The organism is Pseudoalteromonas sp. NCIMB 1079 (genome assembly GCF_040567695.1).
Taxonomy (GTDB): Bacteria; Pseudomonadota; Gammaproteobacteria; order Enterobacterales; family Alteromonadaceae; genus Pseudoalteromonas; species Pseudoalteromonas distincta.
In genome coordinates this window covers 910,963-929,558 of record NZ_JBEWZA010000001.1, presented here as the reverse complement: position 1 = coordinate 929,558, position 18,596 = coordinate 910,963, and the positions used below count along the sequence as shown (strand labels likewise).

15 protein-coding genes are annotated in these 18,596 nt (G+C 38.3%); 7 read left to right on the top strand and 8 right to left on the bottom strand.

Annotated elements, in window-relative coordinates; genetic code table 11:
- Both ABX891_RS04305 and ABX891_RS04300 read left to right on the top strand, forming a co-directional pair.
- Window positions 1-1,836, top strand: coding sequence for a DUF885 domain-containing protein (locus ABX891_RS04305; protein WP_354628969.1), 1,836 nt, complete (start codon window positions 1-3; stop codon window positions 1,834-1,836).
- Window positions 1,837-1,926: 90 nt separating this feature from the next.
- Window positions 1,927-2,595 (top strand): hypothetical protein, encoded by a 669-nt coding sequence (locus ABX891_RS04300; RefSeq protein WP_197099097.1) that lies wholly within the window; start codon window positions 1,927-1,929, stop codon window positions 2,593-2,595.
- Here ABX891_RS04300 and ABX891_RS04295 read toward each other — a convergent pair.
- From ABX891_RS04295 to ABX891_RS04285, 3 genes are all read right to left on the bottom strand, one after another.
- Entirely contained in the window at window positions 2,578-3,021 is a 444-nt protein-coding gene (locus ABX891_RS04295) for a hypothetical protein (RefSeq protein ID WP_197099098.1), read from the bottom strand. The two genes, ABX891_RS04300 and ABX891_RS04295, sit on opposite strands and share 18 nt — an antisense overlap.
- Before the next feature lie 227 nt (window positions 3,022-3,248).
- On the bottom strand, window positions 3,249-4,520 hold the full coding sequence (locus tag ABX891_RS04290; RefSeq protein ID WP_309167444.1) for an IS4 family transposase: 1,272 nt from the start codon (window positions 4,518-4,520) through the stop codon (window positions 3,249-3,251).
- A 233-nt stretch (window positions 4,521-4,753) separates the two neighbouring features.
- A complete protein-coding gene (locus tag ABX891_RS04285) occupies window positions 4,754-5,470 on the bottom strand; it encodes an SIMPL domain-containing protein (protein WP_165744511.1) in 717 nt (238 codons plus the stop codon).
- 114 nt (window positions 5,471-5,584) lie between these two features.
- Between ABX891_RS04285 and ABX891_RS04280 the strand changes: the two genes are divergently transcribed.
- A complete protein-coding gene (locus ABX891_RS04280) occupies window positions 5,585-8,254 on the top strand; it encodes a bifunctional acetate--CoA ligase family protein/GNAT family N-acetyltransferase (RefSeq protein ID WP_354628968.1) in 2,670 nt (889 codons plus the stop codon).
- Complete coding sequence (locus ABX891_RS04275) at window positions 8,254-9,207, top strand: ion transporter (RefSeq protein ID WP_354628967.1); 954 nt, start codon at window positions 8,254-8,256, stop codon at window positions 9,205-9,207. Before ABX891_RS04280 ends, ABX891_RS04275 begins: the two co-directional genes overlap by 1 nt.
- Before the next feature lie 16 nt (window positions 9,208-9,223).
- Here ABX891_RS04275 and ABX891_RS04270 read toward each other — a convergent pair whose 3' ends face one another.
- The 3 genes from ABX891_RS04270 to ABX891_RS04260 are packed head-to-tail and all read right to left on the bottom strand — an operon-like array spanning window position 9,224 to window position 14,371.
- A complete protein-coding gene (locus ABX891_RS04270; protein ID WP_354628966.1) occupies window positions 9,224-13,726 on the bottom strand; it encodes an EAL domain-containing protein in 4,503 nt (1,500 codons plus the stop codon).
- Window positions 13,727-13,751: 25 nt separating this feature from the next.
- Window positions 13,752-14,153: a GNAT family N-acetyltransferase gene (locus ABX891_RS04265; RefSeq protein ID WP_024596205.1), complete on the bottom strand. Its 402-nt coding sequence runs from the start codon at window positions 14,151-14,153 to the stop codon at window positions 13,752-13,754.
- Between the two features lie 14 nt (window positions 14,154-14,167).
- Window positions 14,168-14,371 carry a DUF3283 family protein gene (locus ABX891_RS04260; protein WP_024596204.1) on the bottom strand — a complete coding sequence of 68 codons (204 nt, stop codon included), beginning with the start codon at window positions 14,369-14,371 and terminating at the stop codon, window positions 14,168-14,170.
- Between the two features lie 119 nt (window positions 14,372-14,490).
- On the opposite strand from ABX891_RS04260, the gene ABX891_RS04255 reads away from it, so the two are divergent.
- On the top strand, window positions 14,491-15,189 hold the full coding sequence (locus ABX891_RS04255) for a transporter substrate-binding domain-containing protein (protein ID WP_341601899.1): 699 nt from the start codon (window positions 14,491-14,493) through the stop codon (window positions 15,187-15,189).
- Here ABX891_RS04255 and ABX891_RS04250 read toward each other — a convergent pair.
- Complete coding sequence (locus ABX891_RS04250; protein ID WP_008170756.1) at window positions 15,186-15,431, bottom strand: DUF1289 domain-containing protein; 246 nt, start codon at window positions 15,429-15,431, stop codon at window positions 15,186-15,188. The genes ABX891_RS04255 and ABX891_RS04250 overlap by 4 nt on opposite strands.
- Before the next feature lie 105 nt (window positions 15,432-15,536).
- The gene (locus ABX891_RS04245; RefSeq protein ID WP_290193223.1) at window positions 15,537-16,670 is read right to left on the bottom strand and encodes a 1-acyl-sn-glycerol-3-phosphate acyltransferase; all 1,134 of its coding nucleotides are present in this window, start codon (window positions 16,668-16,670) and stop codon (window positions 15,537-15,539) included.
- A 403-nt stretch (window positions 16,671-17,073) separates the two neighbouring features.
- Here ABX891_RS04245 and ABX891_RS04240 point away from each other — a divergent pair, with 403 nt between their 5' ends.
- Together ABX891_RS04240 and ABX891_RS04235 are read left to right on the top strand one after the other, a co-directional pair.
- On the top strand, window positions 17,074-18,018 hold the full coding sequence (locus ABX891_RS04240) for a D-2-hydroxyacid dehydrogenase (RefSeq protein WP_354628965.1): 945 nt from the start codon (window positions 17,074-17,076) through the stop codon (window positions 18,016-18,018).
- A 185-nt stretch (window positions 18,019-18,203) separates the two neighbouring features.
- Window positions 18,204-18,584, top strand: coding sequence for a DUF3192 domain-containing protein (locus ABX891_RS04235; RefSeq protein WP_354628964.1), 381 nt, complete (start codon window positions 18,204-18,206; stop codon window positions 18,582-18,584).
- The last annotated feature ends 12 nt before the right edge of the window (window positions 18,585-18,596 follow it).

The window sequence follows — 18,596 nt, the reverse complement described above, 5'->3', positions numbered from 1 at the left end:
ATGCGTAAACTCACTTTTATTGCGGCCGCAGTAAGCGTTGCACTACTTGCTGGTTGCCAGCAAACAACACAACAATCTACTTCAGCCCCTATTGCACAAGCAGTTCAATCACAACAAAGTGAAATAGACAAAGCCAATGCATTTTTTGAAGATACATTTAACCGCGATGTAATGAGCAGCCCTGTATATCAAACATACATGGGGATTAAGCAAGATTACGATAAATGGGACGATGGCAGCGAAGAAAGAAAGCTTAAAGATTTAGCACAAACAAAAGCAGACTTAGTTACATTAAAAGCAATTAATCGTGATTTATTAGATGATGCAACAAAAGTTAGCTACGACTTAAAAAAACAGGATCTTGAAAGCTCAATTGCTGACTTTAAATGGCGCTACCATAATTACCCTGTGAACCAAATGTTTGGTACGCATTCTATGATCCCTGCGTTTTTAATTAATCAGCACTCAATTAGTAATGTAAAAGAAGCTAAAGACTACATTTCACGCCTAAATGGTGTAACTGGTGTTATTGATCAGCTTATCGTTGATTTAACTGTACGTGCAGAAAAAGGCATCATAGCCCCTAAATTTGTATTCCCGCATGTTATTGATTCAAGCAAAAACATTATTCACGGTGCACCGTTTGAAAAAGGCGATGATTCTACATTGCTTGCTGACTTTAAACGAAAAGTAACAGCGCTTGAAATTGGCCAAGGCGAAAAAGACTCGTTAATCAGCGATGCATCAGATGCATTAGAATCGGCTGTTAAACCATCTTACTCTAAGCTAATTAATTACCTAGCGCAGCTTGAGAAACGTGCTGATGATCGCGATGGCGCATGGAAATTACCAGATGGCGAAGCGTTTTATAACAACGCACTTAAGCGCACTACAACAACAGATTTAACGGCTAAAGAAATTCATGCAATTGGTTTATCTGAAGTGACACGTATTCATGATGAAATGCGTGAAATTAAAGATAAAGTAGGCTTTAAAGGCGACTTAAAAGCGTTTATGCAGTTTATGAAAACTGACAAACAATTTTACTACCCTAATGATGCACAAGGTAAGCAACGCTACCTTGATGAAGCCACTGGACTTATTGATACAATGAAAACACGCTTAGATGAGTTATTCATTGTTAAACCAAAAGCTGATTTAAAAGTAAAAGCAGTTGAAGCATTCCGTGAAAAAGCAGCGGGCAAAGCATTTTACCAACAGCCAGCTCCAGATGGTTCACGCCCAGGTATTTACTACGCGAACCTCTATGACATGGAAGCTATGCCAACATATCAAATGGAAGCACTTGCTTACCACGAAGGTATTCCGGGTCACCACATGCAAATCGCTATTTCGCAAGAGCTAGAAGGCGTTCCTAAGTTCCGTAAATTTGGTGGTTACACAGCATATATTGAAGGTTGGGGTTTATACTCAGAGTTCATTCCTAAAGAAATGGGCATGTACTCAGACCCTTACTCAGATTTTGGTCGTCTTTCAATGGAGCTATGGCGCGCATGTCGTCTAGTGGTTGATACGGGTATTCACGCGATGAAGTGGACTCGTCAAGAAGGTATTGATTACTACGTAAATAACACGCCTAATGCAACATCTGACGGTGTTAAAATGGTTGAGCGTCACATTGTAATGCCTTCACAAGCAACGGCTTATAAAGTGGGTATGCTTAAGATTTTAGAGCTTCGTGAAGACGCTAAAAAGCAACTGGGTGATAAGTTTGATATTCGCCAGTTCCACGACGTAGTACTTAAAAATGGTCCTGTACCACTAAATGTACTAGAGAACTTTGTTAATGAATGGGTAGCAAGCAAAAAAGCTTAAAACCAATTTAAACAATTGCTTTAAATATGAAAGGTCGCATTTGCGGCCTTTTTTGTTTTATAGTAGTAAAAAAGATTTTTGGAAATAATAATGGATTTAAGCATACAACTACTTAATGCGCGTATTTCAAAGCAACAGTTAAATGAGCTCGATAACGACTTTAAGCAGTTAAGCCCTGCTCAGCAAACTTTGCAGCTTAACCATTTATATGACAGCGCCCAACGGTTGAGTGTTAAGTATGACTTTATGCAAAACATAGCAATCCGTATATTAAGTACTAATACAGCACCTTCTCCATTTATTAATCAACTCACTAATATTGACGCATTGAGCTTTTTTACCCCAGCGCTCAAACTCAATAAAGGCTTTTTAGTACAAGATACACAAGGAAATAACGTACTGCACAATGTGTTTAAGCATGCCGATGCGACAAAGCTGCCATTTAACTATGTGCGCTCTTTGATGTTGTTTGAATCAAATGATGAGTTAGCTAAAGCGCTGGCGCAGCCCAACTCTCATGGCTTAACACCGGTTGCCTGCTACATAGCCTATGCAAATAAACCTAGCACACCGGTAAAGCATGAATTTTCAGCTTTGTTAGCATTAATGGAAATAGAGCAAAAACAAAATCCTAACGCTAAACAGCAGCTTGCCAACGTAATAAAAGAGCAAAAAGTTAACGAGACCACAATTTTACTGAGCGCCGCTTACTTGCAACGCTCAACGGCGCAAGTTGCTCACTTAATCAAGGCGCTTTAATTCACTCACAACTTCTGTACGCACACTGTCTATGGCATGTGTAATAGATTGTGCAGCACTTTGGTGATCAACCATATTTGGCCAATTTGTTTGCCAGACCTTTTGTAAGTCTTTTGTTTTTAAATGTACTTTATCAACGGCTAAGTAGCTTAAGTCATGAATTAAGTTAACTTTAACCCAGCCTTTTCTGGGGCTGCCATCTATTTTGTTATTATCGTAATGTGCCGCAAATACAATAAGCTCAAGCTCGGCTAGTTCTTGTAAGATTTGAAAGCTAGCAATGCGTGTATTGTTGTTATCTTCACTTGCCTCCATCCGCAATGCATTATAACTAAAGCCTATAAACGCAAATACTACGCTCGCTATAGCAGTGAAAAAATACGAACGGGGCGCCAGTACAAACTGGCCATATTTAGACTCTGACATATTATTTCCTAGGGCCTGTTTATCTTTCGAGGTTAAATTTGCAGCAGTATGTTTGGTATTTAGGCAAGGCAGAGCCTATGCAGTGTGGTTATTTCCCATAAATAGGCGGTAACGTGGAATAAATGCCAAACATGCGCTGCCGAAGGGTTCTGCCTAGGGGCAATTTACTCTTTGTTGCCTACATGGATGTCATAGGTAGGTACTTAAGAAAAACATTAAGTACAGCCTTAAAAATTTGGCTCTACCCCATACTGAAATACTCCTGTTTTTCGATCGCGTTTGGGGTGTGCCCTAGCTGCATTTTTCCTCAGAAAGTCAAATGCTCCATTAACTGCATTTAACAATCCTTTCCTATGCTTCCTAATAATCGCTGTTAATATGGCAATCCACCAAACACCCGTTGTTTTTGCTACTGTCATTGTAGACATTTCAGTTTTAAATATCTTTTCAATACAGCCAGTTAAAAATCTTTTAAGCGTGGTTACTATTAAACTTACATAAATTAGCGCCTCTTGTAAGGTTGCGTTTGATGTTTGAAAGCCGCGTAAATTATTATAAGACTTACACTCCTTAAAAAGTAATTCAACCTGCCAGCGTAACCTATATAATTTGCCTATTTCAGTCGCTGTAAATTCATCAATAGATAAATTAGTGACTAAAAATGTATATTGTTTTTCTTTTTTTGACCAATACCCAACGACTCTTGTTAGCTTGTTTTTTATGCTAACATTCATATCAATAAGATCATTTTTAGGTAATTCGGGAAGCAATTCACATAACTTTGGGGAATGACTTCCTGTTAATTCCTGTCCATTTTGCTTAAAAGCATTATGTACTCTGACTGCTTTTAATCCCTTCGCTCTTAATACGTAAAATCCTCCTGCTTTATCTAATTCATGAATATAACTACCTGAATAATATCCTCTATCAGCAAGTAACAACTGTCCTTTCAACTCTTTAAATGTTGGAAGTTCTTCACGTTCAGAGTAACTGTCTGGTGTTATACCTGCTTTTTCAAAGCAACCTTGCGTTAAATTTAAAGTAGCATGCAATTCAATGGCTGCTGGACACGTATTTGAAAATCGCCCAGGAAAAACATCTTTTAAAGAACGATGAAGCATAATAGAGCTACCGTCCTGAATTAAAATATTCTCAAACTTGAACAAATCTTTTTTAGTGTACTTAAGCGCATCATTTATCCAACAATTAAAAACTCTATTTGTTACCTCTCGCATTAGTTCAGCTAGTTCAGGTTTAACTAACTGGTTATGAAAAGGCTTATACTTAATAGACTGCCCTGTTAGCTGGTTATAAACTCTTAATATTTCGGATAAATAGATCGTTTTTTTATCCCCAAGCGCAGCAACAAGACTAACAACCATATGAAATGCGGTAATATTTCTTTCTCTTTTAGTAAATGCTACTTGTTTACCAAGTCGGTTCAGTTTTTTTTCACTTAGGATACTTTTTAACTTATTAATAAAAATGTTAGCATTCATTTGAAGCTCTTTTCTTGATTCTGTGGTTTGTGTGGTAACAACCATTTGATCATGAATTGAGCTTCAACTCAATTTCTTAAGATCTTACCTATGACATGGATGTAGGTAAGGGGCGTGAGCAGGACGCGGAAGCTTAGCTCGGTTTTTACTTAGCCCGCTAGGTTACAAACCTCACGCCGCGATTAAATCGCACCTAAATTGAACAAATTTTAATTCTGAAAGGTCAACAGGCCCTAGTCATTTAAGTAATATTCAACACTGGTTACCACTCTTATATTTTTTATTTGCGGTGTGTTTGAATCTCGATTACTGATACTAAATTGCCCTTGGCGAGCTGTTTTTATTTTGCCTAATTTTGAATTAGAGTCTTTAGCAAATTTATTAGCGACTTCACGCGCTTTTTCAGTTGCTTCTTGCACCATCGCAGGCTTTACATCATTGAGGCCAGTAAAGATGTATTCAACTTTTGTTTCGTAGCTATCTTGCACTATTGCGATATCTTGTTTAGCAAGCTGGCTTACTTTACTCAGCGCGTTTTGCACTTTATCTGGCGCAGCAGAATAAACAATAATATTTGAGCGCACTATGTATCTAAATTGTTGATTTTCATTACTGTATTCACGTGCTTGCTTATCAATAACTGACTGGCTACCTATTGTTATTTCATCGTTGTCAAAACCATGGAGTTTTAAAAAAGCAGTTACCGCATCATTTTTTTTCTCAACTCGGCTTACTAATTTTTCAAGGTTATTGTCGGCATCACTAAATTGCAGAGGCCAAATTACCGTATCGGCTATTACTTCTCGCTCGGCCAATCCCTTAACCTGCACAGTACGTTCCATCCCTTTCACACTCAAAGCGGTACTTTTTAAAATAAACCCTAAGCTAATTAAGCCTATACTTAAACAAATAGCCGCTATAACAATGTAAAAACCGGGGTTTTTATTCACAATAATCTCCTTGATTGATATCAATAATAAGCATCGAGACGCTCGAAATAACACAGTAAACAGGGTACATTGAAACTATAAATAACGCAAAATTTAATCAGCCTAGGAAAAACCATGAGCCTTAAGCGTATAACCCAATTTTTTAACCCAAGCTCAGTGGCCGTTATTGGCGCCTCTAACATATCAACTCGGGCTGGTTTTGTGGTTATGCGCAACTTACTTCAAGGTGGCTTTAAAGGGCCGATAATGCCTGTTACTCCAAGCCATAGCGCAGTACATGGCGTACTTGCTTACCCTTCTATTGCTGACTTACCAAAAGTACCTGACCTTGCTGTTATTTGTACTAACAAAAACACCTTAATTGATATTATTGAGCAGCTTGGAGAGCTTGGCTGTAAAACAGCTATTGTTATTGCCGATGGGCTGTCTGGGGAGCAAAAAAGCGCGCTTAAAGCATGCGCTCAAGCCAAGCAAGTTACTTTGCTTGGACCCAACTGTTTAGGCTTGCTGATCCCTCATATTGGGTTAAATGCGAGCTTTTCACATACCGTGGCAAGCCCAGGTAAAATAGCATTTGTATCGCAATCAGCAGCAGTATGTTCAACCATTTTAGATTGGGCTAAAAACAAAGAAATTGGCTTTTCATATTTTGTATCAGTAGGCGATTGCCTTGATATAAACTTCAATGAGCTACTCGACTTTTTAGGTCGTGATGCTAAAACAAAAGCTATTTTACTCTACATAGATAACATTGAAGATATTCGTGGCTTTATATCAGCAGCAAGAGCCGCGGCCTTTAGTAAACCTGTAATTGCGATTAAAACAGGTAAAACAACTGCCGGCGCACTTGCAGCCGAAATTCACACCGGTGGAAAGCAAAGCTCTGACGCTGTTTACGATGCGTTATTTCAACGAGCGGGTATGCTGCGTGTAAATGATTTACGAGAGCTATTTGCAGCGACACAAACACTCGCCATGCACCCCAAATTATTAAAAGTAGAACAACTGACAATTTTAACTAATGGTGGCGGCCCGGGTGTTATGGCTGTTGATGAGCTAATTCAAAGCTCCGGTAAATTAGCAGAACTAAGCATTGAAACCCGAAATGCGCTAAATAAAGTCATTCCGCAATCAGAAACCACCTCAAACCCTGTGGATATTTTTGGCGACTCAGCACCTGCGCGTTATAAGCAAGCATTAGAAATTTTACTGCACGCAAAAGAAGTTAAAAACTTACTGATTATCCATACTCCCTCAGCGCTTGCGCCCAGCGAAGACTACGCCAACATTATTGTAGAAACCTTACAAACATTACCTAAAATGGCGCGCCCTTACGTTATAACTAACTTTATGGGTGAGGACGCATCTTACGCCGCCAGAAAAGTGTGCTCAAACAACGCAATACCCACTTATAGAACACCAGAGGGTGCTGTAGGCGCGTTTATGCACTTGGTAACGTATCGTCGTAACCAAAAGCATTTAACGCAAACACCCGAGTCGAACACTGATGACGCTAAAATAAATAAGGTGGCAGCTAGAACCCTTATTAATGAGTTTTTAGATGATGGACAAAGCTACTTACCTACTCATCAAGCAAGCCAAGTATTGAACCACTATGGTATTAAATGCATTCAAACTGAGGTCGCTTACACCCCAACAGAAGCCAAAGAGCAAGCCATAGAGCTTGGTTTTCCAGTCGCATTAAAACTGATTAGTCCAAGTATTGCCTCAAAGTCTGAAGTAGGTGGGGTGGTGCTTAATTTAAACGACGCCAACGAGGTTGAACAAACTGCTTTTGCAATGCTTATCCGTATTAAAAATACGTATCCGGATGCTGTTATTGAAGGGTTTTCATTACAAAAAATGGCGCCGCGAGCAGGCGCAAATGAGCTGAGAATTGCGATTAAAACAGAGCCTAACTTTGGCCCGGTTATATTATTGGGTGAAGCAGGTACCGGGCTTGAATATGCACAAGCCGCCGTTGCTCTGCCTCCACTGAATATGAACTTAGCAAAATATTTAATTGCCGCAGCGCACGATAAAGGCGTATTAAAGGAGCGCATACTCCCCGAAAAAGTTGATAAGTATCGTTTATGTGCACTGCTAACGCGTATTTCTCAGTTAGTTATTGATCAACCCGATATAAGCTCAATGGAACTAAATCCTATACTTGCCAGCAATGGGCAGTTTTTAGTGCTCGATGCCACTATGACACTTAACCGCTATCAAGCTCAGAGCAATCGTAAGCGCTTATCTATTCGTCCCTACCCTATTGAACTTGTTGAAGTGGTAACGCTTAAAAACAACACTCAAGCTACGCTCAGACCGATAAAACCAGAAGATGAACAAGCTCATAAAGTATTTGACGAGTCACTTAACAAAGAAGACAGATATAAACGCTTTTTTGGCGAGCTTCCACAGTTTAACCACGATCAACTCGCTAAAATGACGCAAATTGATTACGACCGTGAAATGGCGTTTATTGTTTGCCAACGCTTTGAAGGTAAAACCCGAACACTGGGTGTGTCTCGCGTTATTATGGACCCCGATAACTTACATGCTGAGTTTGCCATTGTAGTGCGATCAGACTGCCAAGGTTTAGGGCTTGGTCGCATACTAATGAGCGCAGCAATTAACCACTGCAAACGCCAAGGTGTAGAGTCGGTTGAAGGTATTACTCTGCCAGAAAACACAGGTATGATTGAGCTTGCCAGAAAGCTGGGGTTTAAAATTAGTCGCGACTTTGAAGAAGGCAGTATTAATATGGTGCTTAAACTTAAATAATGAATAATCCGCAAACTTTTAGACAAAAAATGGCTTGCCTATTTGAAGGCACAGGAGAGTATCACCGTGCTGGGCATATTTTGGATATTATGCTTATTAGCTTAATTATGGCTAACGTTATAGCCATTGTTATTGAGTCTATTCCCAGTGTGGCGCTTAAATATTATGACGAATTTTTAGTTTTAGAAATTGTCTCTGTCGCTATTTTTGCTGTTGAATACTTAGCCAGACTTTGGGCCTGTATAGATAAAACACAATATGTAGCAATGGAAGGCTCAAACAGTAAACGCAGATTAAAATATTTTTTATCGCCACTGGCACTTATTGATTTAATTGCGATTTTACCTAGCTTAATGATGTTTTTATTCCCGCTCGATTTACGTTTTTTACGCGTACTTAGGTTATTAAGAGTATTTAAACTCACTCGTTACTCCCGTGCAATGCAGTTATTGTTACAAGCATTTATGGATGAAGGTAGCTCACTCCTAGCGGCATTTTTTATTATGGCCGTCGTGCTTATTTTAGCTTCATGCGGAATTTATTTAATTGAGCACGATATTCAACCCGATAAATTTGGCTCTATTCCTGCGGCAATGTGGTGGGCAATGGCAACGCTGACGACCGTTGGTTATGGCGATGTAGTACCTATAACGCCATTGGGTAAGTTTTTCGGCGGTGTTATCACACTACTGAGCATGGGAATGGTTGCAATACCTACAGGGTTATTGGCATCTAGTTTTTCAGAACAGATACGTAAACGCCGTCAGTTTTTTGAAGACGCTGTGCACGAGTCAATTCAAGGGGGCACACTTAATGACACTCAACAAATACACCTAGAAGAGCTACGTCATAAGTTAGGCTTGAGTAAGCTAGAAGCTAATAAGGCCATTAAAACGCAGTTAAATGAGCATAACAGCCATATGTTTTGCAGACACTGCGGTAAAAGGCCCTAAATCCGTGCGACTATTCTCAATTGAATATATCACTCCAATCGCGATTAATAAGCGCGAGTACGTCGGTATTAGGTACCGGTTTACTAAATAAATACCCTTGGAAATGCTTGCACCCTCTCGCCTTTAAAAAAGCAAGTTGATGCGAGCTTTCTACGCCTTCAGCTACACACTCTTTGCCTAAACTATCTGCAAGCGCGAGTGTTGATTGGATAATGGCCTCATCATCAGAGTCTATGCCTATGTCTTGTACAAAGCTTCTATCTATTTTGAGTACATCAATAGGAAAACGTTTTAAATAAGTAAGGGATGCGTAACCCGTGCCAAAATCATCCATGTACAATCTACAACCCAACTTTTTAAGTTGTTCCATGCTGTGCAGAGCTTGGTGAGAGTCGCGCATAAGTACAGACTCTGTTATTTCAAAAACAATAGCCTCAGATGATACACCTGAATTATTTAACGCTTTTTTAATTTCAGGTACGAGTTCTTTAAACTCAAAATCTAGTGCTGATAAGTTAATAGATAAATACAGGTTAGGTGAGGCTTTTCGCCACTCTTTTAACTCCAATAAAGCGCGCGCAAAAGTCTGCAGCATAATTTTTGTAATTAAGCCTATCCCCTCTGCAGCCAGCGAAAACTCTTGAGTTTGTACTAGTTTATTTTCGGGCCAACGAAGAAGTACTTCAAAGCCTTCTGTTTTTTGACTTTTAGCATTTATAATAGGCTGATAGTAATTGCAAAATTTTTCTTCTCGATACGCTCTAGTAAGCTGAGATTCAAGATGTAGTGCTCTTTGAACATGCTGATTCATCTCTTGCTTATAAAACTGGTAGCGCCCTTCTAAAGAGTCTTTTGCATGATATAACGCTATGCTCGCAGCTTTTAAAAGAGCAGGGCCTTGCTCTGCGTCATCTGGCGATATCGACACACCAATACTTAAATTAACGTTTACAACTTGGCCATTAATCGCAATATTTTGATTCACGCAATCCATCAACTTAGTACATATTATAAGTACTTGCTCTATCTGATGAATATCTTCTACTAGCACAACAAACTCATCGCCACCAAATCGCGCAACACTATCCGATGGTCGCAAAGAGCACTTTAAGCGCTCAGCAACTTCTTTAATTAGCTCATCAGCCGCTTCGTGCCCTAATGAGTCATTAAAGTATTTAAAACGTTTAATATTGATATGTAACAAAGCCACTTTGCATCCATGCAGTTTTGCTTGTTCAAGGGCGTGTTCAACGCGGTCATTAAATAATGTACGATTTGGCAGCCCAGTTAAGGCATCGTAGTTGGCCAATAAGTGCAGCTCATTTTCAGCTGATTTTTGTGCGTTTATATCGGTTAAAATAATGACATAACTATTAAGGCGCTGCTCGTTATCGGCCACTGCACTTATTTTCACAAGTACATGACGCGATTCACCATTAGCTAAAACCACACTGTCTTCGCACGAAAAATGCTCCCCAACAGATAGCTTTTGCATAATGCGTAAATAATCAAAACGATTGCTGCGCGATATACCTAAATTTAAAGTCCGGCTAGATAACGACTCAGCGGAGAAGTTAAAGGCGGTTTGCAGTGATTTATTAGAAGCCCGAATATTTAAGTTTTTATCGAGTATAAACACCCAATCACGTGTTTGCTCAAATGCTGCCGTAAATAGTAAAGCGTGTTCTTCAAACACCATCTCACGGGTCATATTTGTATAAGTACCCGCTACTTTTTGTGGAGTTTTATCATCCCACTCAACTACTTTTCCAAAGTCCTTATACCAGCGCCAATAGCCTTTTGCATGGCGCAGGCGGTAGGTACAATTAAAGTAACCTTTATCGGTAGATAAAAACTCAAGCCACTCTAAGCGAAATAGCTGTTTGTCCTGCGGATGAATTTTAGATAAATATTCATCAAGGCTTACGGTTTCATTTTCGTAGCCTAACTCACTCGCTAAGCGAGGTTGGTAAATACTTGGATTGCTTGATTCCCAATCCCAAACACCCGATTCGCTGCCTTCAAGCGCTAGCTTTAGACGGGCTTCGCTTTCTTTACTTTCTTTATTTGCTGCCAATAAAATACGTTGAATTTTATTACGGCGCATAACCCACATAGCAACAAAACCAATAAACAGCATGGCGTAAAGCACCATAAAATAAGGTGCACGCCAAAGCGGATACTTTACTTTTATTTTTAAAATAGCAGGCGAGGTATATTCGCCAGTCAGGGGGTCTTTAGCCCAAACTTTTAATTGGTAATTACCTGGATTCAATTTTGGAAACAATACGCGGTTGTTATTTCGAGTATAACTTTTTTGTCCGTTATCGAGTTGATACTCATAAATAATGCGTTCTTGATTACTAAATGCCATGGCAGAAAATGCCACTTCAAGCCCAATATCATCATGATTTAACACAACTTCGTTGAGCGGCTGTTTTAAATCAAGCGATAGATCTCGTGACATTAAATCAACTCGCGTAATATTTACGTGATCAATAAGTGACTGGTAATTTTGGTTTTCCATTGGGTGAAAATAAGTAAAACCTTTTAAGCTACCGTACGCAATATGGCCATCTTTAAGCTGTGCCATGGCGTTACTATTAAACTCAGCAGAGAGTAGCCCTTCAGATGTAGAAAATTGTTGAAAATGAAGTGTTTCTGGGTTTAATCGCCAAATGCCTTTATGGCTACTCATCCAGATCATGCCATCATCATCTAGCACCATATCGTAAAGCAATGTGCCTAATTTATTCTTCTCTAGATCGATTGTATGTACTAATTGATAAGTAGACGCGTCAAGGCCTATCAAGCCAAAATTAGAAAGTGATATCCACAATATATTGTTGTTATCAATTAAATAAGAAAGCACGCTAATGGCTACGTTTTCGTGCTGCTTTGGCACTTTGTAAATCATTTTAAGTGCTAAATCACTTGGGTTTACTTGATATAAAATTCCAGCATTAAAAAATAGTGGCGAGTCTGGCTTATTGCTCAACGCGGGTAAAAAGCCATGAGCTAAAAAGGGTTCAAACTGGTCGAGCTGGCCACCCAGACGCGTTATTACTTGAGAATCTATATTGTATATAAATACCCCATGATCTGAGTGCACAAAGTATAGATCTCCATTTGGCATTAGTGTAACGCCATGCACTCTACCAGTAATCAACTCTTGATCAGCAGGGTTATGCACTTTAGGTTCGCTAACTTGATGCGTTACAGGGTCAAAAATAAATAAACCACGGTTTGTATAAAGCCATAAATTATCTTTATAGGGCATTATTTCATATACGGTAAACTCAGTGTTGAGTAAGTCGACTTTGTAGTCTTTTAAATAAGCTTTACCAATATTTGTTTTTAAATCAACCTCGGTAATACCGTTATGCGTTGCAAGCCAAAGCTTATCTTTATATTCGGTAATCCCCCAGATAGAGTGATGTGATAAACCATCCCCCCCGAGCAAAGTGCCATCGACATTATTAAAATGATAGCTGTCGTGAGATAAGTAAAACGCTCCATCAGTCTTAGTCGCAACCCATGTACCACCCGATTTATCTTTAGCCATATCAATAATACTGGTATCGGCAAGTGTGTACTTACTTTTGGCTATTCGAGTATTTTTAATCATCTCTTTTGTGTTTAAATCAAATTTAAACAAGCCTTTGTCGGTAGCTAAATCTATTGTTCCGTGTTCGTTTACTATGCTCCAAACATTTAAGTCACTTAGTAATACTTTACTTTTAAAAGGTAAATCTGGGCGTTCAAACATTTTTGATAAGTTACTAATATCAACTTCGTATAAGCCTTGTACCGCCCCTACTAACAACTGTTTATTTTCACCTAATGCGAACGACTTAACATTATTTTGGTAAATATGTTCAGCTTCACCTTTTAAGTGCTGTAGGGGTCTAACTTGCTCTGTTGCAATATCAAATACGTATGCACCATGGCTTGTACCTATAAATATATAACCATTGTAGGCAAACAGCTTTCTCACAAGGGTATTTTTATATTTAGCAGGCAGCTCAAAAATAGTTGTTATTTTTCCGGTTGCTATATCAAGCTTTGCAAAATCGCGGCCTCGCCCAATCCAAAGTGTTTTTTTATCAACGGCCACCATACTAAAAACAGACTGATTGATAATTTCTTCTTCACTGGTAGGTTTTTCTAGAAATTGCTGATATGAATCTGTTACGGGGTCGTATCTAAATAGGCCTGCAAGTAAAGAGGCTATCCAAATATGCCCTTGAGGGTCTTGGTAAATACGATCGATGATCGCCTCTTCTAACTCACCATTAGGGCCGTTTATTGGAATAACTTGATAGCCATCATAACGATTAAGCCCAGCCTCTGTCGAAAGCCAAAGGTAACCGTTAGTGTCTATAAGCATTGTATTAACGTAGCTTTGCGATAAGCCTTCGCTTGGAGATAAACGTTTTACTTGTGCCCCTACTTGGCAACTTAGAATAGTTATTAAAACTACAAAGCAACTAATGATCCCATTAACGCATTTACTCATGCTTATTCCATATTATTATTTATTATTATGGGTACTCTAGAGCGACTATATTTCGATGTTTGTAAGTATCAAAAAGTACTTGTAAAGCAAGAGTATATGTTAACACCTGGTTAAAACCAATAGCACAATATAAATCAGCTACGTTTTCATATGCGAAGGTCTTTATCTCTCTATTTTGCGACTTTAAGAGTGTTGAAAGCAATTGTTTTGCAATCCCTTTACCGCGATGTTCCAGCGCAACAAACATGGTAGATAAAAATAAAAACTCTGTTTTATCTTGTAACCTACATGCTGCCACTATTTCATTATTATAGTAAGTTACCCATACCTTATCTTGTTTATTAGCACGCCCTCTTACGCTGTGCTTTTTGTAAAATTTATTCACAAGTGGGGTTTTTAGTTCATTTAACACTTCAACTTTATACATTTTTATATCGATATTTAGCTAAGCATTAGCGCTAAATACTGTTCAAATTTTTGTTTCAAAACCATTTGCTCTGCCACTGGGCGGCTGTGGATTGTGTTGTAAACTTGCTCTCTCGTTTTTTTATTACGCTTAATTTGATACGCCCAAAAAGACGCTTCATAATCTAACTGAATTTGATATTTTTCTTCACGTGGTAATAGACATAAATTAAAACTCACAATACTTCCTCATTCGTTTTTAAGATTATTTGATTCCCCCTCTAAACTGGGCAAGAGGTAATCTACTTGTTATTATACGCGTCTTATTTTATTTATTTCTGTAGTAATTGGAACCGATAATGAACAGACGTTTTAGTATCTTGTTATTATTGGTAAATTTATTTTTTATTGCACCTTGTTTTAGCCATCAATACAACCTTACTTTTAACCGTCCGCAAAGCACACCTCAAGCTGATTATGCCTTAGAGCTTTTAAAATTAGCATACGCAGATATAGGTTTTAAAATAAATATAATCGATTTTAACCATCAAAATGCTTTGCTCGCTGCAAATAATGGCGTACTTGATGGGCAGTTAGGGAGAGACGCAAGCATTGAAGAAAATTACGAAAACTTAATTAGAGTTGATTATGAGCTATTTAAGTTTGACTTAGTATTATATAAAAACTGTTTGCCTAGCCGTTTAGAGCAGCTCGATAGTGTCGCAATTATTGGCGGTTACCCTGTGCAAGAACATTATTTAGCAAACACACAGTTTGCAGGAAATATTATTAAAGTTAAAAGCATTAATACCCAACTCAATTTGCTTGCTCAGCAGAAAGTACAAGGGGCTTTAATGATTAACTTTATAATGCAAAACAATGACCTCCCGTCACCTCAAGGCTGTTTTGTAAAAGAAGTGTTGAGTACTCATCCGCTTTATCATTATTTAAATAAGCGTAATGAAAACTTAGTAGAAAAGCTTAAAATGTCATTAATTAACTTAACTAACAATGGCACTGTGTACGCACTAAGAGCCAAATATGGATTGAGCTTTTAAAAGTCGAACCCTTGCTGCTGCGCCTGCGTGCTTGGCACTGCATTTTGCTGTTTTTTTTGTAGATAGCGCTTGTAGCGCTGCTGGCACAAACTAAGCACCTTCTTTTTTTGGTCGTTCGATAAGGTATTCCACGAAAAGCGTTCATCCCGACTACGATAACACCCTTTGCAATACCCTCTGTTATTAACTAAGCAAATACTTTTGCAAGGGCTTGGAATATCAAATATTTCAATTTGTTGCATGTATAAGTACCGCCCAGTTGAAGAGGAGGTATTAGTATAGCGTTATTTTTGAGCAAAAAAAAAGCAGCAATTTAATTGCTGCTTAGTTTTGTTGAGCTGGGATTATTAATGCTCACAGCTATTGGTATTTATCTCTGTTTTGCGGTGAAATGGCTTAGCGTACATGGCCAGCACTAAAGGTTTTAACTCTTCTGGTACACAGGCTAAACGCTTCTCAAACGTCGCTGTATCTGGAGAGTCTATTACCGCCTCTTTACAGCCACCAGCAATGTAATTACCTGGATGCAAATAAAACGAATCTACAATTTGCCTATCAATTGTTTTAGCCAACTCTTCAGCACTATCACATTTAGATTCGATTGGTTGTCCAAATGCTAAATGCACATGCCCTTTAGCTGAACTAAAACCTTCAACAATACTGGCAATATCTTCACCCGCTGACTTAATATATTCACCATGATGCTGTTTATGATAAAGCTCTTTAGCCTTAGCAATTGCACACGGTTCATATTGATAAGAAATAGAAACAGGCACTATTTTTAACTCTTTAATATAATCGCCAAATTCTTTCTTTTGTTTACGTCCATTTAATTGCAACATTTTTAAAAGGGCAGGATCTGTTTGATCAAAACCGTCTTTTGCACGCCCTTCTTTTTGTGCAATCCAAATAGAATTTCCACCGATTAAAGAGTCATAGATATATGACGATAACTGGGTTAATGCTTTTAACATTTCTTTTGGTGCTTTAGCAGAGCGCTTAACAATGAAGCTTTTATTTAAACGCATAAGCTCCGTAATGTAAGGTATTTGCAATAAATTATCGCCAATAGCAATACGCACTGTTTTCATTTTATGCTGATATAAACCCCAATTAACTAATGCAGGATCAAGCACTATGTCTCTGTGGTTTGAAATAAATAAATAAGCCTGATTAGCGTCTAACTGATCTAGCCCAGAAAAGGTAACTTTTGATGTGGTGCGCTTCACTAGTTTATCTAAGTATTGCGCCACTTCATTTTGCACATCTTCAACGGTGCTTACTTTGCCCCATTTTTTGCGTAACTGACTTCTTACCATTGGACGCGCAATAAAAGGCACTGCCGATAAAAAGCGCGGTAAATTATACTTTGCTATTACATCAATAAACGCATCATCGTTAATCAAACGTGTAAGCGACGCCGCAACTTCGTCGTCGTTGTATGGGCGTATATCTGCGTATTTATCTTCTAATTCACTCATTACTACATCTACAATGTTAAAAAACGGTACGCTAAAGCGCACCGTTTATGTCTATATCCGATTATAACTCAGCCAATCTAAAATGCGAAATAACCAAAAAAACGATTTTTTATTTTAGCAACTTGCTTTAAAGCCGAGTTTAATTACCTTCTATGACCATGAGCTTGCTTAAAAGTGCAAAAAACTGATCAGTTGATCAAAATACCATGTTCTTAATCAACTAGTGGGCAGACCACTAATACTAAACCCTTTAATTACATGCCCTCTAATCATTTGGTAGTAATACCATTAACAAAGCCTTTTTTTCGTAGTACCTTAAGCCCATATTTTAGATTTTTGATGGATCGTAAGCCTCTTTTTTACGATTTTAACTCTTTCAGATCCACTTATTTTAGGGCTCATAATGAACATTACTATTCTTGATAACGCAACGTTAGCTAAAACATCTCTTTCGTGTATAGAACAACTTGGTAAATTAACGACTTATGAACTTACCAGCCCAGAGCAAGTTATTGAGCATTGCCAAGGCGCTGATGTATTAATCACTAATAAAGCAGTTTTGAATCGCGATACAATTAGTCAGCTAACACAGCTGAAATTAATTTGCGTAAGTGCAACCGGTACTAATAATGTTGATTTAGAAGCCGCTAAAGAATTTGGTATTGCCGTCACTAATGTAGCTGGCTACTCAACACCTTCTGTTGTTCAACATACATTTTCTTTAATTACTAACTTACTGGGTAACACCCACCGCTATCAGGCAGATTGCCAGCAGGGCGCGTGGCAAAAAAGTGAAATGTTTTGCATACTCGATTACAGCTTTAACGACTTACAGGGTAAAACATTTGCCATTATAGGCGGCGGTACACTAGGCAAAGGCGTTGCTAAAGTGGCTGAGGCATTTGGCGCTAATGTCATTGTTGCAGAGCGTAAAGGGGTTAAATGTCGTGATGGTCGTACGCCTTTTGAAGACGTCATTAAAACAGCCGATATAATCAGCATACACTGCCCGCTTACAGATGAAACACGTGATTTAATTGCACTTAATGAGCTTAAAATGATGAAGCCAAGCGCTATAATTATTAATACGGCACGTGGTGGTATTATTAACGAAGCCGACTTAGCAACAGCGCTTGAGCAAAACCTAATTGCCGGTGCGGGCGTTGATGTACTCACTAAAGAACCTGCTGAAGCTTCAAACCCACTTGCTAGTTACACAGGCAATAACTTATTGCTTACTCCACATATTGCATGGGCAAGTACTGAATCTATTGTGCGTCTAATTAATGAAGTAAGTTTAAATATTGCTGCATTTACTAAAGGTGAATCACGCAACCGCTTGGTTTAATCATTTTATTGTAGTAATCAAATAAGCTAAAAAATGGCTGTTTTTACTAATATATTTAATATTTTATTAGATAAAAACAGCTTAACTCACTTAACAAACTGATTCATAACAACTTATCAATATGGTCTACTCTTTGCTTTAATACAGTTAATAACCAATTAAAAATCTTATTAAGGTAAATAAAAATGAAAAAATCACTTTTAGCAGCCGCTTTAATCGCTCCATTTTTAACAGGCTGTGTTATTGCCGTATCAGATGGCGAAGCTGAGACTCATTGGGCAGGGAAAAACTCATCAAGCTGGCAAGCACAGCATAAAAATAATCGTGAAGTTATATCGGAGCTAAAAATGGATAGCAGCTACCAGTCTGTTTTAACGCAATTAAAAACGCCTAATTTCACTGAGCTATTAAAAAAAGATGACGATGTATACCATGTACTTTTTTATGTAACGCATAGCAAGCATTCAGATTCAAAAACAACAAAAGATGAATGTACGCCACTTGTATTTAAAAATGATAAGTTAGTGGGCATTGGTGAAACCGCTTTAGGTATGATCACGCAGTAACCAATAAAAAGT